Here is a 20,631-nt window from a genome sequence, read left to right as displayed (position 1 = left end):
TTGCGTCACAACCGTCCGAGCATGAAAGTGTGGGGCCTGTCCCCAAACTTTCACTTTGCGAGTACTTCGGCGCAGTAGGCGTTCAGCTGCTGGATCGTGCCGCGCATGTCGGCTTCCTTCGCTTCGGGATGGATGGCGCAGATGCGCAGGACCTTCTTGCCGTCGAGCTCGGTGGTGAACACGCCGGCATAGCCGCTTGCCACGATGCGGCGCGATATCTCGAGGTTCAGCTCGTCGAGTTCCTGTTCGCTCAGGCCTGCGGGCGCGTAGCGGAAGTTCAGCATGGCCATCTGGGCGGGCGATACGATCTCGATATCCGGGTTCTTGCGCGCCTCGTCCTCTGCCCAGCGCGCCAGCGTGAAGCCGTGCTCGACTGCCTCCGCCAGGCCCTCAGAACCCATGGCCTGCAGCGTGAACCAGAGCTTCAGGCCGCGCGCGGGGCGCGTGAGCTCAGGGCCGAGGTCCCAGGAATTCACCAGGTCATCGCGGTCCTTCAGGTCCTTCAGGTACTCGGGGTGCGTGCTGTAGGTTGCCAGCAGGTGCTTGCGGTCGCGCAGAAGCACCATGCCGCACGAGTACGTTTGGAACAGCCATTTATGCGCATCCCACGACAGCGAATCGGCAAGCTCGACGCCGTCGAGCATATCGCGGTAGCGGGTGATGAGGACGCTCGCGCCGAAGGCTCCGTCCACGTGCATCCACAGGTGCTGCTCATGGCAGACACGGGCGATCTCGCGCAGCGGATCGACCGAACCGGTGTTGGTGCTGCCCGCCGTGCCCACGACGGCAAACGGGATCAGACCGGCAGCGCGGTCGGCCTCGATGGCGGCCTCCAGTGCGTCGATGTCCATGCGCCAGGCGTCGTCGCAGGGGATGGCGTGCACGTGCTCGCGCGGGATGCCGATGATGTGCAGGCCCTTTGCCACGGAGCTGTGCGTCTGATCGGATACGTACGCGACGCCGCGTCCCCAGTCCTCGGCTGCCAGCATGGCGTCGCGCGCCGCGGCGAGGGCGGTCAGATTGGCCATGGAGCCACCCGATACGAAGAGGCCGCCCGCGGTGTCGGCGGGAAAGCCCGCCTTGGCGGCGCACCATGCGAGCAGGGTGTCCTCGGCGGCAAGGCCTGCGGGATAGTTGGCGAAGCTGCCGGCGTGGCGGTTGTAGCCCGCGGCGATGACGTCGCCCAGCCACGAGATCGCCGAGGTGGGGCCGGGTACGAAGCCCAGGAAGCGCGCGTGGTCGGCGTTGTAGCCGTAGCCGATGACGTCGTGCTCCATCTCGGCGACGACATCGTCCAGATCGCGCCCCTGAGCGGGGATGCCCTGACGGCGGATGGCCTCGAGCGTGTCCTCGGGAGCCTCGCAGACGACAGGCCCCTCGGAAAGGTGCCGGTTGCGCGCGAACAGCTCGCAGACGAATCGCACGGCGGCGAGCTCGACATCGGGCTCGGTGGCCATTCCCTTTGCGTACATGGGATTCTCCTTTCGCAGGCGTCATCTGACGGCACCCATGCTCGCACGGGGCTAACCATGTGTAAAATTCAATGTTCTGATATATGATTCAATAAATCAGATACCACAAGGTACAAGGGGATAATGCGCCATGGAACTTCGGCAGATCGAGACCTTCCTCAAGGTGGCGGAGCTCGGAAGCTTCTCGCGCGCCGCCGAGCGGCTCGGGTACTCGCAATCGGCGGTGACGATGCAGGTCAAGCAGCTCGAGCGAGAGCTCGGGGCACGGCTTTTCGACCGCCTGCCGCGCGGCGCGCAGCTCACCGACCAGGGCCGCGCCTTCGCCTTCCATGCCCAGGAGGTGGCCGGCGTGATTGATCGCGCCCAGGCGTCGGTGCGCGTGGGCGACGGAAGGGACGCCGGGATGGTTGGCACCCTCAGGATCGGCAGCGTGGAATCGCTTTCCACGGCGGTGCTGCCCGATCTGCTCGTACGCTTCCACAAGCAGTATCCCCATGTCGAGCTGGTGCTGAAGACGGCGCGCCGGGAACAGCTCGTCGAGGGCGTTCGTGCCAACCGCCTCGATATGCTGGTGACCATGGACCGACAGGTGAGCGAACGGGGGCTCGCGCGCACGCTGCTGCGCGAGGAGGACATCGTGTTCGCGTGCGCGCCCGAGCTCGCCGCGCACCTTGGCCCTCTGGACATGATGCGCCTGCCCGATATCCCCCTTGTGCTGACCGAGCGCGGCGAGAGCTATCGCTTCGAGCTCGAGCGGCAGCTCGCCGAGCGCGACGAGCAGCTGCATCCCGTGGTCGAGACGGGCAATACCGATACGCTGGTGCATCTGGCGAAACGCGGCGTCGGCGTGGCGTTCCTGCCACGGTTCTCGGTGGCGTCCGCCCTGCGCGCCGGTGAGCTCGTCGAGCTCAAGGTCGACGGCATGCAGCGCGTGCACATGTGGAGCCAGCTGTTTGTGCACCGGGAAAAGCTGCTTGCACCCTCGGTGGGCGCATTCGTGACGCTCCTGCAGGAGCATTTCGCGAACACCTCCGATGGCTCTGCTGTGGGACAATACGGTGTTTAAGGGGATGCCATCTGCCTGCACCTGCGGCGCCTGGCTGTTCCCGACGGACAACGGAGGTACCCTGCCATGAGCAAGAAGAGCAATGTCGACAAGATCCGCGCCGCCAAGGAGGCGGAGCGCGCCAAGGCGAAACCGCGCTCGGTGGATAACGACATCCTGTTCTCGCTTCCTGCGGCCAAGGCCATGTTCATATCGCTTGCCGCGGGCATCGCGTGCAACGTGATCTCGTACTTCGGCGGCTTCACGGGAATCGAGTTGCTCGAGAGCGGAGCGCGCTATGTCGCCTACGCGTTCTACGCGCTGACGTTCTTCTTGCTGGTGGTCGCGCGCGTGCAGGCGGGCAAGCTCACCAAGAAGCGCCGCGCCGAGCAGCAGCAGGACCAGCAGCAGACAACTCCGTCGTCCACGAAAAAGAAGAAGCGCCGTCGGAAATAGACGGTTCGATCCAAAAGCGACATCGAAAGGCGGCGTCCCCAGCACGGGGCGCCGCCTTTGCCATGGGCGAACGGTGCACCCCGCTGCTTCGTCTCGACGGGAAGGCATGCTGGCCTCCTGCATCAACGTTTACATGCTGCCGACCGTGCCAAGACAGAGCTGACAGTTTCCGAACAAACACGCACGGCAATCGATAACGACTTGCGCATCCCCTTACCGGACGGGGCGGCACACGGCATCTCTTTACCGAAAACGCCGCAAAACGTGACCGTCGCGGCCCCGTGCAAAGCACGCATCAACGCTTGCCCCGAGAAGCGGTAAGGCTCGGTCAGCGCACTGCAACGAATCGCACATGACGCGCAGGCGCGTTGCCGCCGTTTCCTACCATCTCCCCCGGTTGTCAAGTAAGCGCGCAAAGCGCGTGAAGACATGTGCCGGACGAGCGGTCCGGCATCCGAGAGGAGAATTGAAGTGCATAAGCTCACCGATACCCAGCTGTCCCGCCGTTCCTTCCTCGGCCTCTTTGGCGCGAGCGCCATCGCGGCCGGCCTCGGCCTTGCGGGCTGCGGCAGCACCGATGCCGGCAAGGGCGGCGCTGCGACCGATTCCGGCTCGACCGGCGCTTCCACCGACGCCGCGCTCGACAAGATCACGATGGTGTGGCTGCCCAACGAGTCCGCCGCCGAGTTCGACGCGGGCCGCGAGGAGTTCGGCCGAGTCCTGTCCGAGTACGCGGGCATCGAGGTCGAGCTCATGACCACGACCGACTACAACGTCGCCATCGAGGCCATCGCCTCGGGCAGGGCGCAGATGGCGAACCTCGGCGCCGAGGGCTACATCCAGGCCCAGGAGAAGAACGAGAACGTGCACGCGCTGTTCACCACCTCCGACACCGAGGGCACGCTCGACGGCGCGAAGTACTACAGCCGCATCGCCGTGCCCGCCGACCAGATGGGCGAGTATGAGGACCCCGAGAGCGAGACCGGCTACTCCATCAAGAACATCAAGGGCAAGCGCATGAGCTTTGTGTCGCAGACCTCCACCTCTGGCTTCAAGGTTCCCTGCAACGCCATCATGACCGAGTTCCCCGACGAGGTGTCCTCTACCGACGAGCTCGCTCAGCCCGGCTTCTTCTCGCAGGTGCTGTTCGGCAATTCGCACCCCGGCTCCTGCGTGAACCTGCTGCAGGGCGATGCCGACGTCGCCGCCTTCGACGATATCGATGTCGACATGTACCTCGCCGTGCCCGAGGGCGAGCGCGATGCCGTGAACCAGCCGGGCGCCGTCTACGGCGTGGCCGAGGGCGCGGCGCAGCCCTTCGATCGCGTCCAGGGCAAGGAGTTCGGCATCATCCAGTCCACGCCGGTGCTGAACGGCCCGATCGTCTACAACGCCGACGTGCTGCCCGAGGACATCAAGGACAAGATCCTCGAGGGCATGACCTCCGCCGAGGTCTCCGACAACGAGCAGCTGTTCGCGCCCGAGGATGCCGAGGGCACCGGTGCCATCTGGAGCCGTGGCGACACCGCCGGCTTCATCGCGGTTGACGACGAGTGGTACGACCCGATTCGCGCCCTCGCCTAACGCGGATATCCCTTCTTGCCCCGTGGGCGCCTGTTCGTCCGCGGGGCTCTATCGGTTTTAAGCAAGAAAGGTGGACGAGCGTGAACGGAACGCATCTGCTGGATATTCGTGATCTGGGAAAGAGTTACGAGGCGCGCCGACGCGGTGCGGGCGAGGGGACGGCGAGCGCGCTGTCCGGCGTGAGCTTCACTGCCGATGCCGGCGAGTTCATCACGGTGATCGGCCCGAGCGGTGCCGGCAAGTCGACGCTGCTGCGCAGCATCAATCGCCTGATCGAGCCCACGGAGGGCGCTATCACCTTCGCCGGGCGCGACATCACGCACCTCGGCCGCAGCGGCCTGCGCGAGGTGCATCGCGAGATCGCGATGATTTTCCAGAACTACAACCTGGTGTATCGCCTGACGGCGATCCAGAACGTGCTGCATGGACGCTTGGGTTACAAGAACGCGCTGGCGGGCAGCCTTGGCCTGTACACGGAGGAGGAGAAGCTGCGCGCCTTCGAGCTGCTCGACGAGGTGGGGCTCGGCGAGTTCGCCTACCGCCGCGCCGACCAGCTCTCCGGCGGCCAGAAGCAGCGCGTGGGCATCGCGCGCTCGCTCATGCAGGAGCCCAAGATCATGCTGTGCGATGAGCCCATCGCAAGCCTCGACCCCAAGAGCTCCCGCATGGTGATGGAGATCCTCCGCCGCCTGACGCGCCAGCGCGGCATCACCTGCATCGTCAACCTGCACCAGGTGGATTTCGCGCTCGAGTACTCCGACCGCATCATCGGCCTGCGCGCCGGCGAGAAGGTCTTCGAGGGCACGCCGGAGCAGGCGACGCCCGAGGTCATCCGCGGCATCTATGAGGGCCAGATGGATGAGGTCGTCGATGTGACGGTGGGTGCAGTGGATGCCGATGTTGCCGGAGCCGCCCCGCTCGCGGGCGCGGGCGCCGTCGGGGGCGCGCAATGAGTGCCGGGCAGGCCGTTGCGGGCGGTGCCCCGCGCCAGGCGCCGGACCTCTCGTGGTTCCGTCGCCGTCAGCTGCGCACCATCGCGGGTATCGTCGCGGTGGTCGTGGTCTTCGAGCTGTGTTCGCTGATCTGCAATTTCAGCCTCGGCTATGCGCTCGGTTCCATCCCCGCCGCCTTCGCATGGATGCTCCAGAACTTCATCCCGACGGTCGAGTCGCTCGCCAACCTGCCGATGGTGATCGAGCAGACGGTCTCGACCGCGCTCGATTCCGTGGCGGCTACGGTGATCGCCGCCGTCTGCGGCATCGTCTTCTCGGTGATGGGTTCGACCTCCATCGGAGTCGAGTGCGCCCCCGTGCGCGGCGCGATTCGCGCGGTGGCGAGCATCTTCCGCAACATCCCGATGATCGCTTGGGCGCTGCTGCTTCTGCTCTCGTTCAAGCAGAATGAGTTCACCGGGTTCCTAGCGCTCTTTTTGACCACGTTCGGCCAGCTCATGCGCTTCTTCCTCGACACGTTCGACGAGATTCCCGCAGGGCCCGTCGAGGCGCTGCGCAGCTGCGGGGCGTCGTATTGGCAGGTGGTCTTCCAGGCGGGTCTGCCGCTTGCGGTTGCCGACCTCATGAGCTGGATGCTCTATATGGTGGAGACCAACATCCGCTCGGCGACGCTCATCGGCCTGCTCACGGGCACGGGCATCGGCTTCGTGTTCAACCTGTACTACACGTCGTTTCGCTACGACACGGCCGGGCTCGTCATCATCGTGACCATCGTGTTCGTGCTGGCGATCGAGGCTATCTCGAATATCGCGAGGAGGTCGATGATCTGATGACGACCGCAAGTCTCACCAAGGGGACCGCAGGCACGCTCGAGCGCGATGCCCGCGGGCGGATTCGCCTCACCTCTGCGCGGGAGCGCAATCTGTCCGTGCAGATCACGCTGCTGGTGCTCTGCGCGCTCACCGTCGTGACCTTCGTCCGCATGGGCTATGGCACGGTCGACCTGCTGGCCGCGACCCGCCAGGCGCTGGCCGATTTCGGCGCCATGATGTTCCAGCCTGCGCTCGACCCGCCGTTCGGTGCCGGGCACTTCACGTGGCAGACGGTTATCGAGAGCGCCGTGGTCACCGTGGCCGTTACCGCCATCTGCACGGTGCTTTCGGCCATCGTGTCGTTCTTCCTGGCGCTTGTCGCCGCGCAGAACCTGTCGAGCCCCGTTGCCTCCAACGTCGTGAAGGGCTTCGTGGCCATCATCCGCTCCATTCCGACCATCCTTTGGGTGCTGGTGTTCACGGTTGCTATCGGATTGGGCTCTGAGGCGGCGGTGCTGGGAATCTCGTTCCACTCGATTGCCTACCTCACCAAGAGCTATTCGGAGAGCTTCGAGGAGATCGATGAGGGTGTGATCGAGGCCCTGCGCGCATCCGGCGCGAGCTTTTGGCAGGTTGTCTTCCAGGCTGTGACGCCCGCGACCATCACCAAGCTCCTGTCGTGGACGTTCATCCGTCTGGAGATCAACTTCACCAACGCGGTGGCGGTGGGTGCCTTCGCCGGAGCGGGCGGCATCGGGTTCCAGCTGTACCAGGCGGGCAGCCGCTACTACAACCTGCACGAGGTGGGCGTGATCGTCTACGTGTGCCTGATCGTCGCTTTCGTGCTCGAGTTCGTGAGCGTGCGCCTGCGCAAGCGCTACATCCTGAACGATTAGCGCCACCAGCGAAAACAGCAAAACCATGACAGTGGGCCCCGTCCTACCTGTCATATGACAGCTAGGACGGGGCCCACTGTCATAAAAAGAAGTAGAGGTAAGAGGAGAAAGAAATGATGTCCAGAAGGGCGAGGACCGAGATCCTCGTGGAGAGCCCCGCTGCGCTCGCGCACGATCTGGCGCGCGCCATCGAGGCGGAGCTTCCGGTACGCGTCGTGGTCCCCCCACGTCAGGGGCTCGTGATGAACCAGGTGCGCGAGACCGCGCGCAACAGCCGGTTCTACTTGGGCGAAGCGCTCATGAGCGAGTGCCGCGTCCGCATCGGTGACGTGGAGGGGCTCGGCGTGGTGCTCGGCGCAGACGACGAGCTTGCCCGCAGCCTCGCGGTGATCGATGCAGCCTATGCGATCGGGCCCGCGCCCGCGGTGATCGACGAGGTCGAGCGGCGCATCGAGGCGGCCGGTAACCAGCTCGAGCGCGAGCGCGCTCGCGAGAACGCGCGGATCATGGGATCGCGCGTGAGCTTCGACGAGATGGGCGGTCAGGATATGAGCGTGCAGGCGGTGGTCAAATGACGGACGAGATCTTCGCGCGCGACGACGCTGCCGATGCGCGCGCGTTCTACCTGCAGCGCACCTTCCGCTCCCTGCTGGACGCCATGGCGCGCCCCGGCGAGGTCGTCGAGGTGACGCGCGATATCCAGGGCGACCCCCTCGATGCGGCGGCTTCTGGCCTGACCGAGCCCGCGCTCGCCCTCGCCGACGTGCTGCTGGATGCGGCGACCACCGTCGCCGTCGCCGGCGATGAGGGCGACCGGGCTGCCGCGGTGCTCGCGCGCCGCACGCACGCGACCGCCTGCGCGGCAGGTGAGGCGGCGTTCGCCTTCGTGCCGACCACGGTGCGCGGCGATGCCGCGCGCGGCTTCGTGCGCGAGCTTTCGCCGGGAACGCTGCTTGACCCCCATCGCGGCGCCACCTGCATTGTCGGCTGCGACACGCTTGTGGGCGTCGACCGCGCGGGCGTGCGCACCGGAGCGGTGGCGGGCGCTTCCGCGGTTGGCTTGTGGGAGCTTTCCGGCCCGGGTATCCGCACGACCGTGCGCATCGAGCTCGATCGCACCGATGTCATGCAGGCTCGCGACGCCCGCGCCGACGAGTTCCCCTGCGGCATCGACCTCGTGTTCGTCGATGGCGCAGGTCATGTTCTGTGTCTGCCGCGCACGACGCATGCCGCCTCGCTGGAAGTGGGCATGCGCGCCGATAGGAAAGGGGGCGCCTCATGGGATATGTAGCCGTGACCGGCGGTGAGCAGGCCATCTCCGCATCGCTCGACCTGAACGAGCGCAGGCGCGTCGCGGGCGGGCGCTCCGTCGATGTCGATACCGTCCTGTCCTGCCTGCCCGAGCTGGTGTGCCAGGTTCAGTCCGAGGGGTCCCTTTGGGCTCCGGAGGTCGCCGCCGTCGCCGTCAAGCAGGCGTGCGGGTCGGTCGAGGAGGCCGTCTTCCTCATGCGCGCCTACCGCTCCACGCTCGAGCGCCTCTACACCTCGCGCGTGATCGATACGAACGAGATGCACGTCGACCGCCGCATCTCCGCTGCCTTCAAGGATATCGAGGGCGGCCAGATTCTCGGCGCCACGCGCGACTACGCGCATCGCCTTATCGAGTTCGAGCTGGCAGACGAGACGACCGCTGACGTGCGCGACCGTCTGCGCGAGCTCGAGGCGAGCCTCGATGCATCGGCGGTCGAGACGCCTGCCGGTGTCCTCGACCGCGTGCCGCGCGTGCTCACCTACCTGCGCTCGATCGATATGGTGCGCGACTACCCGCTTGACGATACCGAGCCGGTCGACATCACCAAGACCCCGTTGTCGTTTCCTGCGCCGCGAAGCGTGATCCTGCAGGCGCTCTCGCGCGGCCTCACGCAGGCGGTCATCGCCATCGGCTATGCGGCGATTCGCGGCTTCGGTCTGTCGCACCCCACGGTGGGAGAGCTGCGCCGTGGCACGGTTGCCGTGACGGTCGACGCTCCGGGCGCCGGCGCCGACGCGTCCGAGGATGACGCCTACTACCTGGGTTCCATCCCCGTGACGGAGGTCGAGAGCCTGATCGTTGCCGACGAGGTCGACGAGGACGGCGCCCATCGTTCGGCGCTCGACGTGGGCTACGGCTTGGTTGTGGGTTCCGACGAGAGCAAGGCGATCGCCATGAGCGTGCTCGATCACTCGCTGCGCGCCGACGACGTGCGCTTCCCCACGCAGGATCAGGAGTTCGTGCTCTACCACATCGACGGGGTCGAGGCCACGGGCTTCATCAGCCATCTCAAGCTTCCGCACTACGTGACGTTCCAGAGCAAGCTCGATTCCGCGCTGCGCTCCATGGCCGAGAAGGAGGATGAGGCGGATGCGTAAGAACTATAACTTCGCCTTCTTGGACGAGGGCTCCAAGCGCGAGATCCGCCGCGCGATTCTGAAGGGCGTCGCCATCCCGGGCTATCAGGTGCCCTTTGCAAGCCGCGAGATGCCTATCGGTCGCGGCTGGGGTACGGGCGGCCTGCAGCTGACCCTGTCGTGCATCGGCCCCGATGACGTGCTGAAGGTTATCGACCAGGGATCGGATGCGAGCGTGAACGCCGTGTCTATCCGAGGGCTCGTGCACGAGACGACCGGCGTGGACACCACGACGCGCACCCAGGATGCCACCCTGATCCAGAGCCGCCACCGCATTCCCGAGCGGCCGCTCACCCGCGACCAGCTGCTCGTCCTGCAGGTGCCCACGCCCGAGCCCCTTCGTACCTACGAGCCGCGCGAGACCGTGACCCGCCGTCTGCACGCTGAGGCCGAGTATACCGGCGCCTACCTGGAGCTGTTCGAGCAGATCGTGCGGTACGGGACCACGACGACCGGCGCCGACCATCCCGTGATGGTCGGAGGCCGCTACGTCATGGCGCCGAGCCCCATCCCGCGCTACGACAACGCGCGCCTCAACATGGCCGACAACCTGACGCTTTTGGGTGCAGGCCGCGAGAAGAAGATCTACGCCGTGCCGCCCTATACGCGCGTCGAATCGCTTGCCTTCGACGACTACCCCTTCGTGACCGAGGAGTTCGAGGGCGCATGCTGCCACGTGTGCGGAGCGACAGGCGTCTACCTCACCCAGACCGTGGACCCTGTGACCGGCGAGCAGGTCTGGCAGTGTTCCGATACCGACTACTGCGCGCAGCGCGTCTCCGGCGAGCAGGGGGAGGAGTAGATGATGATGGATTCCAAGAGCGCTCCCGTGCCCGTCGAGCACGTGTTTCGCGACGACGCCCCCGTGCTCAAGGTGACGGGGCTTTCCAAGCGCTTCGGAGCGGGATGCTCCTACTGCGCCGATCCCGAGGCCAAGCTCGAGCGCAATATCTGTCCGGTGTGCGGCACGGTCCATGCCGTTCGGAACGTTTCGCTCGAGGTGCATCCCGGCGAGATCCTGGGCATCGTGGGCGAGTCCGGTTCGGGCAAGTCGACCCTCATGCAGTGCCTGTACTTCGACCAGGATCCCACCGAGGGAACCATGAACGTGGCTGCCTACGACGGCGGCGTGGCCAACTGCTTTACCGTTTCCCGCCAGCAGCAGCGATTCATCCGCGACCGCATCTTCGGCATGGTGTATCAGAACCCCTACCTCGGCCTGCGCATGAACTTCTCGAGCCTGTCCAATATCGCCGAGAAGCAGATCGCCGCCGGCGGGCGCAATGTGCACCGCATGGTCGAGCGGGGCGAGGAGCTGCTCGGTCGCGTGAAGATCCCCCTGCGCCGCAAGCAGGATCCCCCGCGTGCGTTTTCCGGCGGCATGCAGCAGCGCGTCCAGATCGCCAAGGCGCTCTCCAACGAGCCGCCCGTGCTGTTTTTGGACGAGGTGACGACGGGTCTCGACCTGTCCGTCCAGGCGCGCGTGCTCGACTTGATCCTACAGCTGCGTCGCGACCTCGGCGTGTCGATGGTTGTGGTCAGCCATGATCTGGGCGTGATCCGCCTGCTGGCCGACCGTACGGTCGTCATGCTGGACGGCCGCGTGATCGAGCACGGCTTGACCGACCAGATCATGCAGGATCCGCAGCATGCGTATACCCAAGAACTCGTGTATTCCTTGCTGTGACGGCTTTCCCAGGCACCGCACCTTGCCCTTCAATCGTCGGGCATGGCCCTTAAGGCCTATGCCCTCCTCTTTCAGGGCAATCTGCGGCACCTGGAAAACCCTTTAGGGCTACCGGGTTGTTTTCTCAGGCACCCGACCTTCGCCTTCAATCGTCGGGCGCCGCACGCAAGGCGTGCGCCCTCCTCTTTCAGGCGAATCTCGGGCACCTGGAAAACCCGTCACCGATCCCAGGGGTTTTCCGAGTTCTCCGCATGGCCCTTAAGGCCTATGCCCTCCTCTTTCAGGGCAATCTGCGGCACCTGGGAAGCCCGTCGGGGTTCTTGGTTTTGAATGCTTCTTACGGTTCATCGAAAGGTGACTTATGTACGTTATTCGCAACGGTATCATCGTGCAGCCCGACCGGCTGCTGTTCGGTTACGAGCTTGTGGTGGTCGACGACCGCATCGAGGCCATCCAGCGTCAGGGTACGCTCGACGCGGAGGGCGCTGGCGCCGGCATTATCGACGCCCACGGCGGCTACGTCGTGCCCGGTCTGATCGACATCCACTCCGACTACATCGAGACCGTCATCTCGCCCCGTCCGACGGTGCTGATGGATTTCCCCACGGCGCTGTTCGAGGCCGAGCGCGAGCTCATCGCCCACGGCATCACGACGATGTTCCACTCGCTGTCGGTTTACGGGGCGGACAAGATGGACGTCAAGCCCGTGCGCCAATGGGATCGCACCGAGCAGCTCATGGCCCTCATCTCGCGCGCCAAGCACACCGAGGGCCGCAACGCGCACCTCATCCGCCATCGCTTGCACCTGCGCCTGGAGATCGACAACATCGGTCTGGTCGAGCAGGTCGAGAAGCACCTGCGCGCCGGCGAGATCGATGAGCTTTCCTTTATGGATCATACGCCCGGCCAGGGCCAGTACCGCGACATGGAGATCTGGCGTAAGTCGTTCCGCGGAAATCTGACCGAGGAGGAGGCCGCCCGCTTGGCGGCAGACGCCCAGGCGGCTCCCAAGATGAGCTACGAGCAGCTTTCCTACCTGGCGGGCATCGCGCGCGAGCAGGGTATCGCGCTGGCGAGCCACGATGACGACACCATCGAGAAGCTCGACCTTATGCGCGAGCTCGGCTGCACGATCTCGGAGTTCCCCATCTCGCAGGATATCGCTGCCGCCGCGGTGGAGCGCGGCATGTCCACGGTCATGGGAACGCCCAATATCCTTTTGGGCAAGAGCCATTCGGGCAACCTCTCGGCGCGCGATGCGGTGCGCGCCGGCGTGGCATCGTGCCTGTGCTCCGATTACTATCCCACGGCCATGCTGCAGAGCGCATTCGTGCTGCATCGCGATTTCAAGCTGCCGCTCGAGCAGGCCTTCGCCATGCTTACCATCAACCCGGCGCGCGCCGTCAAGATCGACGACGAGCTCGGCAGCCTCGAGGAGGGCAAGAAGGCCGATATCCTCGTCGTGCGCGAGGTGGAGGAGGGTCAGCGTTCCTACCCGGTCATCACGGCGACGCTCGTCGACGGCCGCGTCGTGAGCCGCATGTGGTACCCGGCGCTGCCGTCCATGTCGGCGCGCTTCGCGGTGGATGCCGCGACGCTCGAGGAGACCGTGACCGAGATGGAGGTGCGCTAGATGATCATCGGTTCCACTGCCATCGAATCCGAGGCGCTCTCGGCTCGCGCGGACGTTCGCCCCATGCTCGATATCCAGGATCTGTCGAAGGGCTTTACCCTGCATGCCGCCGACCGGCGCGTGCGCGGATGCGAGCACATCTCGCTGTCCATCCAGCCCGGCGAGTTCGTGGGCATCACGGGCCGCTCCGGCTCGGGCAAGTCGACGATCCTCAAGTGCATCTACCGCACCAACCTGCCCGAGACGGGGGCCATCTGGTACGACTCGGCTGCCTTCGGTATGGTTGACCTCGCCCGGCTTGACGAGCGCCGCGTCATCTACCTGCGCAACTACGAGATCGGCTACATCTCGCAGTTCCTCGATGTCGTGCCGCGCACCACGGCGCGCGAGATCGTACGCGCGAGTGCCGCCGAGGCCTTCGACGACCCGGAGGCCATCGAGGAGGAGACGACGCGCATGCTCGAGCACTTCGATTTCCCCCGCCCCCTGTGGGACCTGTATCCCAACACCTTTTCCGGCGGTGAGAAGCTGCGCCTCAACATCGCCCGCGCCATGGTGCGTCGTCCGCGTCTGCTGCTGCTCGATGAGCCGACGGCGAGCCTCGACAACGCGAGTAAGGTCAAGGTGCGCGACCTGATCGAGCAGCTCAAGGCCGGCGGCACCACCATGCTCGGCATCTTTCACGACCTTGAGTTCATGGAGGGCGTGTGCGACCGCGAGTACAATATGCAGGCGGGCGCCATGCGGTAGCGCGGGCGCTGCATATTGATGACTATCACGGACTCCGGTCGCGTCCCTTGCGCGGCCGGATGCCTTGGGCCGGAGGATGACATGGAGCAATCGTTTACGCTCGAAGATGGCGCGGCGTGCGTGATTCGCATGGCGTGCGAGGGCGACGAGCAGGGGATCTACCAGCTTGTTTGCGAGCTTGAGCAGCAGACGTTCGATCGCGACGAGTTCGGTCGCCGGTTCCGCGTGCAACTGGCCGATCCTCGGATGCATTGCCTGGTGCTCGAGGTCGCGGGCAGTGTGGCAGGCTATCTGAACCTGCGTATCGACCGTCATCTGCATCATGCCGGCCCGACGGCGGAGATCCTCGAGTTCATCGTGGGCCCGACGGTGCGCGGCGGCGGCATCGGCACGCGGATGTTCTCCTGCGCGCGCGAGGTGGCGGAGCAGGAGGGCTGCGAGCAGATCGAGCTGTCATCGAGGTTGACGCGCATCGACGCGCACCGCTTCTACGAGCGTCAGGGTATGGTCAAGACGCATGCGGGCCTGACCATGCGCCTGTAGGAAAGGGGAGAGTGGGGGATATGGACGACCGCTTCGACCTGCATAGCCATTCGGTCTATTCTGACGGATCCCATACGGTCGATGAGCTGGTGGAGGAGGCCCGCGCGGCGGGGCTTGCCGGCATCGCGGTGACCGATCACGACAGCTTGGCCCAGCTGGAGGCTGTGCGCGCCCGGGCAAAGGAGCTGGGCTACCCGATTGCCGCTGGAACCGAGGTGTCTTCTGCCTGCGCGGCGACCGGCCGTAAAGTGCACATCCTGGGTTTCGGGCTTACCGCGACAGCGGACGGCTCTGGTCCGCTCGAGCGCATGGTGGCTCCTACCCTGAAGGCGCGCACCGCGAACACGCTGTGGCAAGCGTGGGTGCTCCAGCGGCTGATCTCTTCTGCCGACGACCCGACGGGCGCCCTCGAGGCGGCAGGCGTGGCGGATGCCGGCGAGGCCGACCCCGCCTTTTCGCTCGACGCGGTGTTCGAGGTGAGCCATGCGAGCACGGGGATGTACAAGCAGCACATCATGGAGGCGTTGACGCATCGCGCCTATCGCGATCCGCTGTACCAGCCCATATACCGCAGCATCTTCAAGGGTTCGGGCGTCTGCGTGAGCGATATCTCCTATCCGGAGGCGACCGACGTCGTGCGTGCGATCCGCGAGCAGGGAGGCATCCCGGTGCTCGCGCATCCAGGGCAGATGGATTCCTGGTCGATCATCCCCGATTTGGTTCAGGCTGGCCTGCAGGGCATCGAGGTCTACCATCCCGACCACGATGAGGCTGCGGAGCGGCGTGCGCGCGAAGCCGCTGAGGTCCATGGGCTCATCATGACCGGCGGCAGCGACTATCACGGGCGCTACGGCGGTCCTGCCGGTCTGGGCGTGCGGAGCATTTCCGCAGCCGAGGTGGGGGACGTCCTGATCGATCTGTTCGCGTAACGAAAAAGCGGCCATCCCGATGGGGATGACCGCTTTTTCGTTCGAAGCGTTGATTGCCTACGCCGCGTCGAGCTCGGTGAGCACCGGCGCCTCGGCGTACACGACGGTCTCGGCGGCAGTCGGCTGGCCGGACACGAAGCGGACCAGACGATCGAACTGGACGAGAATCCAGCTGAGCGGGTTGGGGGCCTCCTCGTTCTCGGCGCTCACGAGCTCAACGGAGGCGAGCTCCGTGCCGTTTTGCGTAAGCGTGAGCGTTCCCGCTGCCTGCCCCTCGGTAACCGAGCCGCTCAGGGGCTCGATCTGCAGATCCTGCTCAACGGGCCCGGTGAGGCTGAACGCGGTCGCGGTCTGCGAGGGGTCCGCTGCAACGACATCGACCGTCTTGTCGGTCCAGTCCGCGTGCGTCGCCTTGGCCACGAGCGGGGTGCCCTCCGCCGTGCTCGCCGTGGTGTTCACCACGGGGAAGACCACGACGTGGTTGTAGTACCAGTTCGCGAGGGTCAGCGTGTCGGCGAAGCGCTGCTCGTCACCATCGCAGCCCAGAACGACGACGTAGACCTCGCCGCCCTGCTCGCGGGAGAAGCCGCCGACGAAGCACTGGAGCGCCTCGTAGGTGCCACCGGTCTTGCCGCCGATATTGCCCTCCTGGCCCAAGATCGTATTGCGCTCGATCATCGTGATCTCGCGCTCGGTGCCGTCGGCTCCGGTGACGGTGATCACGTTGTCAGCGCTCGAGGTAAGCGACCTGAACGTGTCGTTCTTCATGGCGTAGGCGAACATCGTGGCGACGTCGCGGGCGGAGGAGTGCATGTCGCCCTCCCAGCCGTCGAAGTCGAGGCCATGGGGGTTGGTGAAGTTGCTGCCCATGCCGAGCTCTGCCGCCTTGTTGTTCATCGCCTGGATGAACGTGGCGTACGGGTCGGTGCTCGCGGGGTCGATCTTGGCGCCCACCGTGGTGGCGATCGCCATGCCGGCGTCGTTGCCCGAGGGGATGAGCAGCGCGCGCAGCGCCTCCTCCATGGTCATGGTATCGCCCTCGCGCAGGTCGGCCGACGACTGGCCGACGGTCGCCGCGGCGTGGTCCACGACCACGGTGTCCTCGAGGCTCGAGTTCTCGAGGGCGACGATCGCCGTCATCACCTTGGTGATGGATGCGATCTTAACCTGGGCATCGGCGTCGCGCTCGAAGTAGACGGTGCCGTCGGCGCCCACGACGATGGCGTTGCGCGCCTCGATGTCGGGGCGGTCGTTGGCGGGATCCTGGCGTTCGGTTTCGGCGGTGCCGCAGATGATGTCGGTATCCAGCTGGCTGGCGAGTGCCGGCGCGGGCGCGGTTGCGACGCCGAGGGCGAGCGCGATGCCGAGGGCGGCCGCCGCCGCGCGCTGGGGAATCTGTCGGATAAGGCTTGCTGCGTCCATATTGTTCGCTTTCGTCTTGCGTGGTTTCAGCTCAGGGTTTCTATCGAGTAGTAGAAGTATACATGCCTGCAGTGACAACCTATCTTCTGCACACGGTGTTCAACCGCAAGCTGCGGCGCCATGCCGGATGGGGGATAGTCCCCCCTTGCCTGTATTGCAGCTATACAGGCGATAATCGAAGCGTATCGGAGTGCGTCGAGGTCTTACTTCTCTATTTAGGTGGAGCACGGAGGGCTGGCTGGCGAAGAATGTAACTTGAGCATTTTTCGAACCCCCTGCATCCAGTCCGATTGACGTCGAGTGTGCCTGGAAAAGCGGGAATACAGACGATTTGGCACGGATGAGGCGCCCAGAATCGACTTCGTAGGGCGTCAGAAAAATGCTCAACCTGCAAAAAACCAGAGGCCTTATCGAAGCTGCGCCCTCGGCCTCGCATCGGCCCTCATGCGCTTCAACATGCGCTGGTTTTGCGCCTGTCGGGGTAAGTCCGGCGCTCATGTCATCTGATGAGGGCGCCGGTGCGGGCAAGCGGCCTGCTGTCGCGCGCGGCACCAAGGCCGTTGCCTGATGTTTCCTTAAAGTTCGCTGAAATCCTTCTGTCGTCTGTCTGACGGCGGTCACCTGCCGCAATAATCAAGCTGTGGAAGGAGCTCACGCTATGGATACGCATATTCTTGTCGTCGATGACGAAAAGGCCATCACGGATCTGGTTGGCATCTACCTTCGCAACGAAGGCTATCAGGTCACGCTTGCCTATACGGGCGCCGATGCCGCCAAGGCAATCCTCGAGCAGGATTTCGACCTCGCGGTCCTCGACATCATGCTGCCCGATATCGACGGGTTCGAGCTGTTGCGCACCATTCGCGCCGAGCACACCTACCCGGTCATCATGCTCACGGCACGCGGGTCGCAAAACGACAAGATCGAAGGCCTGTCGCTCGGCGCCGATGACTACGTGGTCAAACCCTTCCGCCCGCTTGAGCTCGTGGCGCGCTGCAAGGCGCAGCTGCGCCGCTACACGAGCTACGGCAGCCGCGCGACCGAGGAGGACACCGCCACGCTCATGGTGGACGGTCTGGTAATCAACCGCGATGCGCGCACCGTGACGGTCGACGAGCGCCCCGTCCGTTGCACGCCGCTTGAGTATTCGATTCTGCTGTATCTGGTGGAGAATCGCGGACGCGTCGTGTCGGTCGAGGAGCTGTTCCGCGCCGTGTGGGGCGAGGAGTTCATGGCAAGCTCGTCGAACACCGTCATGGTCCACATCCGTCACCTGCGCGAGAAGATCGGAGACGACGCCGCCAACCCGCGGTTCATCAAGAACATCTGGGGAGTGGGGTACACCATTGAGGCGTAAGGAAGGCCGTCAGGCTAAAGGCGAGCACGCTCCGGTCAACCCGGCGACCGGTATGCCCAATGTGGATGGGGCAAGCGCGTGGTATCCGCACGACGAGAATTCGTGGGCGCAGCAACCTGCAGCGGCTGAGGTGAGGGCTGTCCAGGACAGCGCTGCCGCCGCGCCCGAGGACGCCTTGCCTTCCGCCTCGCTGGGGGCCGGCGCCTCGCGCGGTGCGGCCTTCGCGTCCGCTTACGACACGTTCCTCTCCATCCTCGATAACCGCTTTTTGGCGATCGCGCTGCTGGCGGTGCTCGATGTCGTAGTCATCGGTATCGACAACCTCCTGCTGTTCGCGCTGGTCTTTCTTGCGGGCTACGCCCTGGTCGACCGCTTTGCCATCGCGCGGCGCATCGTCGTGCTGGGCAGCGTTCCCTGGCTCGCCATCCTGCTCATCGGCTTCGTGGTGCGCAGCAGCGTCGGGCCGGTGCTGTTCGGCATGGAGTACCTGTTCATGTTCTGCGGTTTTCTCGCTGCGATGGCGGTATGCGGCGTGTTTTTCGTCGGGCACGCCTTCTACGATTACGGCTACGAGCGCGGCGGTATCGATGCCGATCAGACGGTTGCCGACCACATGCGCGAGCGGCTGATCGAGCACCCGGACGACTGGGGTGCGGTCGACGGTGCCTTCCCCGAGGTGGAGAGCGCCATGATGCGCGTCCGCGAGCGCCAGCGCGCGGCCGAGCAGGCGTTGCGCGACGAGTCGAGCCGAAAGGACGACCTGGTCACCTATCTGGCGCACGACCTCAAGACGCCGCTTGCGAGCGTGGTGGGCTACCTGTCGCTACTTCACGAAGCGCCCGACCTGCCCGAGGAGCAGCGCGTCCGCTTCACGGGCGTGGCGCTCGACAAGGCGCATCGTCTCGATGCCCTGATCGAGGAGTTCTTCGACATCACGCGCTTCGACTTCCACGATATCGTGCTCACGCGCGGTTACGTCGATTTGAATCTCATGCTCGCGCAGGTGGCCGACGAGTTCTATCCGACCCTCACCGAGCAGAACAAGCAGGTGGAGGTCGATGTCCCCCTAGGGCTCACCGTGCTCGTCGACGGCGACAAGATGGCCCGCGTGTTCAACAACGTGATGAAGAACGCCATCGCCTACAGCTACGAGGGCTCGACGATCCGCATCGCTGCCGAGCGCGTCGAGGGGTCGATCCTCATCCGCTTCGAGAACCGCGGCGATCCGATTCCCGCGCCCAAGCTCAAGGTGATCTTCGAGAAGTTCTACCGTCTCGACGCCGCGCGTGCGACCAACCGCGGTGGCGCGGGTCTGGGTCTTGCCATCGCCAAGGAGATCGTCGTGGCGCACGGCGGCCAGATCTCGTGCGAATCCACCCCGGAGCATACGGTCTTCACCATATCGCTGCCCGAGTGATGTCCACTTTCAGGACGGAGATGCTTCCGGGCACCCGGCGCCGCTGGCGGGCTGGCCCCTGCGGGGTGCGGGGCGGGCTGGCCTCTCTGGGGACGTAGCCGGGAGGCGCCACGCCGAGGATCCCGGATAACGTCTTCGTCACGGCGGCCGGCGTGGCGCCTCCCGGCTACGTCCCCAGAGAGGCCAGCCCGCCAGCGGCGCCGGGTGCCCGGAAGCATCTCCGTCCTGAAAGTGGACATCGTCCGCCTTACAGTCCCCTGACAATTCGCTTTCAGCCGCATGAAACGCACATCCTATCCTGAAGCGAGCTATGACAGCTTGCTTGAGGAGGTAGCGGGTTGAACGATATGGAACAGCACACGGTGGCGGACACGTCGGCCGCTTCGATGGCACAGGCAGCCCAGCTGGCGCACGACCGCGAGATGGGCATCCTCGCCGATGAGAGTCCGAGGCAGCAGCGCCCGACGCGCATGTCGGTCGAGCATCTCGATCTGTATTACGGCGACCACCACGCGCTCAAGGACGTTTCGATCAATATCCCCGATCGCGAGATCACCTCGTTCATCGGCCCGTCCGGCTGCGGTAAGTCGACGCTGCTTCGTTGCCTGAACCGCATGAACGACATGGTCAAGGACTGCCGTATCGAGGGCAAGATCACCCTCGACGGTGAGGACATCTACCAGGATTACAACGTGACGCGCCTGCGCCAGCAGGTGGGCATGGTCTTCCAGCGCCCCAATCCCTTCCCCATGAGCATTTTCGATAACGTGGCCTACGGCCCGCGCGGACTGGGTATCAAAAACCATGCCGAGCTCGAGGAGATCGTGGAGGAGTCGCTCACGGGCGCCGGCCTGTGGGACGAGGTCAAGGACAAGCTCAAGCAGTCCGGCCTGGGTCTTTCGGGCGGCCAGCAGCAGCGCCTGTGCATCGCCCGCGCCATCGCGGTCAAGCCGCAGGTCCTGCTCATGGACGAACCGACGAGCGCCCTCGACCCCATCTCCACGGTGATGGTCGAGCAGCTCGCCTGCGAGCTCAAGAAGGACTACACGCTCGTCGTCGTGACGCACAACATGCAGCAGGCGTCGCGCATCTCCGACTCCGTGGCGTTCTTCCTGCTCGGCGAGCTTGTCGAGCATGCGCCCACGGCGGAGCTGTTCAGCGCGCCGAAGGACAGCCGCACCGCGGACTACCTGACCGGCAGGTTCGGCTGATACTTGGGCGTGACGG

Annotated in this window: 20 protein-coding genes; 18 read left to right on the top strand and 2 right to left on the bottom strand. The window is 65.2% G+C overall.

Going from position 1 to position 20,631, the window contains the following annotated elements; all coding sequences use genetic code 11:
- Nucleotides 1–50 precede the first annotated feature (50 nt).
- The gene (locus H6A16_RS05795; protein ID WP_204617032.1) at nt 51–1,472 is read right to left on the bottom strand and encodes a pyridoxal phosphate-dependent decarboxylase family protein; all 1,422 of its coding nucleotides are present in this window, start codon (nt 1,470–1,472) and stop codon (nt 51–53) included.
- A gap of 130 nt (nt 1,473–1,602) precedes the next feature.
- Between H6A16_RS05795 and H6A16_RS05790 the strand changes: the two genes are divergently transcribed.
- The 15 genes from H6A16_RS05790 (at nt 1,603) to H6A16_RS05720 (ending at nt 15,208) form a co-directional block, all read left to right on the top strand.
- A complete protein-coding gene (locus H6A16_RS05790; protein WP_204617030.1) occupies nt 1,603–2,538 on the top strand; it encodes a LysR family transcriptional regulator in 936 nt (311 codons plus the stop codon).
- Nucleotides 2,539–2,604: 66 nt separating this feature from the next.
- Nucleotides 2,605–2,973, top strand: coding sequence for a hypothetical protein (locus H6A16_RS05785; protein ID WP_204617028.1), 369 nt, complete (start codon nt 2,605–2,607; stop codon nt 2,971–2,973).
- Between the two features lie 471 nt (nt 2,974–3,444).
- Nucleotides 3,445–4,557 carry a PhnD/SsuA/transferrin family substrate-binding protein gene (locus tag H6A16_RS05780; RefSeq protein WP_204617025.1) on the top strand — a complete coding sequence of 371 codons (1,113 nt, stop codon included), beginning with the start codon at nt 3,445–3,447 and terminating at the stop codon, nt 4,555–4,557.
- Between the two features lie 80 nt (nt 4,558–4,637).
- Nucleotides 4,638–5,510 carry a phosphonate ABC transporter ATP-binding protein gene (gene phnC, locus H6A16_RS05775; protein ID WP_342589719.1) on the top strand — a complete coding sequence of 291 codons (873 nt, stop codon included), beginning with the start codon at nt 4,638–4,640 and terminating at the stop codon, nt 5,508–5,510.
- On the top strand, nt 5,507–6,340 hold the full coding sequence (locus H6A16_RS05770; protein WP_204617022.1) for a PhnE/PtxC family ABC transporter permease: 834 nt from the start codon (nt 5,507–5,509) through the stop codon (nt 6,338–6,340). Before phnC ends, H6A16_RS05770 begins: the two co-directional genes overlap by 4 nt.
- A complete protein-coding gene (locus H6A16_RS05765; RefSeq protein WP_204617020.1) occupies nt 6,340–7,218 on the top strand; it encodes a PhnE/PtxC family ABC transporter permease in 879 nt (292 codons plus the stop codon). The genes H6A16_RS05770 and H6A16_RS05765 overlap by 1 nt, the downstream gene beginning before the upstream one ends.
- 113 nt (nt 7,219–7,331) lie before the next feature.
- Complete coding sequence (gene phnG, locus H6A16_RS05760) at nt 7,332–7,793, top strand: phosphonate C-P lyase system protein PhnG (RefSeq protein WP_204617018.1); 462 nt, start codon at nt 7,332–7,334, stop codon at nt 7,791–7,793.
- Complete coding sequence (gene phnH / locus H6A16_RS05755) at nt 7,790–8,509, top strand: phosphonate C-P lyase system protein PhnH (RefSeq protein WP_204617015.1); 720 nt, start codon at nt 7,790–7,792, stop codon at nt 8,507–8,509. Before phnG ends, phnH begins: the two co-directional genes overlap by 4 nt.
- Nucleotides 8,497–9,627: a carbon-phosphorus lyase complex subunit PhnI gene (locus H6A16_RS05750; protein WP_204617013.1), complete on the top strand. Its 1,131-nt coding sequence runs from the start codon at nt 8,497–8,499 to the stop codon at nt 9,625–9,627. The genes phnH and H6A16_RS05750 overlap by 13 nt, the downstream gene beginning before the upstream one ends.
- A complete protein-coding gene (locus tag H6A16_RS05745; RefSeq protein WP_204617010.1) occupies nt 9,620–10,468 on the top strand; it encodes an alpha-D-ribose 1-methylphosphonate 5-phosphate C-P-lyase PhnJ in 849 nt (282 codons plus the stop codon). Before H6A16_RS05750 ends, H6A16_RS05745 begins: the two co-directional genes overlap by 8 nt.
- Nucleotides 10,469–11,353, top strand: coding sequence for an ATP-binding cassette domain-containing protein (locus tag H6A16_RS05740; RefSeq protein ID WP_204617008.1), 885 nt, complete (start codon nt 10,469–10,471; stop codon nt 11,351–11,353).
- Between the two features lie 361 nt (nt 11,354–11,714).
- Entirely contained in the window at nt 11,715–12,986 is a 1,272-nt protein-coding gene (locus tag H6A16_RS05735; RefSeq protein WP_204617005.1) for an alpha-D-ribose 1-methylphosphonate 5-triphosphate diphosphatase, read from the top strand.
- Nucleotides 12,987–13,736: a phosphonate C-P lyase system protein PhnL gene (locus H6A16_RS05730; protein ID WP_204617003.1), complete on the top strand. Its 750-nt coding sequence runs from the start codon at nt 12,987–12,989 to the stop codon at nt 13,734–13,736.
- Between the two features lie 81 nt (nt 13,737–13,817).
- Nucleotides 13,818–14,279, top strand: coding sequence for a GNAT family N-acetyltransferase (locus H6A16_RS05725; RefSeq protein WP_204617001.1), 462 nt, complete (start codon nt 13,818–13,820; stop codon nt 14,277–14,279).
- Nucleotides 14,280–14,299: 20 nt separating this feature from the next.
- Complete coding sequence (locus tag H6A16_RS05720) at nt 14,300–15,208, top strand: PHP domain-containing protein (RefSeq protein ID WP_204616999.1); 909 nt, start codon at nt 14,300–14,302, stop codon at nt 15,206–15,208.
- 57 nt (nt 15,209–15,265) lie between these two features.
- Here H6A16_RS05720 and H6A16_RS05715 read toward each other — a convergent pair whose 3' ends face one another.
- Nucleotides 15,266–16,630 (bottom strand): D-alanyl-D-alanine carboxypeptidase family protein, encoded by a 1,365-nt coding sequence (locus H6A16_RS05715; protein WP_204616996.1) that lies wholly within the window; start codon nt 16,628–16,630, stop codon nt 15,266–15,268.
- A gap of 658 nt (nt 16,631–17,288) precedes the next feature.
- On the opposite strand from H6A16_RS05715, the gene H6A16_RS05710 reads away from it, so the two are divergent.
- From H6A16_RS05710 to pstB, 3 genes are all read left to right on the top strand, one after another.
- The gene (locus H6A16_RS05710; RefSeq protein ID WP_204616992.1) at nt 17,289–17,987 is read left to right on the top strand and encodes a response regulator transcription factor; all 699 of its coding nucleotides are present in this window, start codon (nt 17,289–17,291) and stop codon (nt 17,985–17,987) included.
- A complete protein-coding gene (locus tag H6A16_RS05705) occupies nt 17,977–19,404 on the top strand; it encodes a sensor histidine kinase (protein ID WP_239458231.1) in 1,428 nt (475 codons plus the stop codon). The genes H6A16_RS05710 and H6A16_RS05705 overlap by 11 nt, the downstream gene beginning before the upstream one ends.
- 422 nt (nt 19,405–19,826) lie before the next feature.
- Nucleotides 19,827–20,615 (top strand): phosphate ABC transporter ATP-binding protein PstB, encoded by a 789-nt coding sequence (pstB, locus tag H6A16_RS05700; protein ID WP_239458237.1) that lies wholly within the window; start codon nt 19,827–19,829, stop codon nt 20,613–20,615.
- Nucleotides 20,616–20,631: the final 16 nt, after the last annotated feature.

The sequence above is a fragment of the Collinsella tanakaei genome (genome assembly GCF_016900375.1).
GTDB lineage: Bacteria > Actinomycetota > Coriobacteriia > Coriobacteriales > Coriobacteriaceae > Collinsella.
This window is presented reverse-complemented; position numbering and strand designations above follow the sequence as displayed.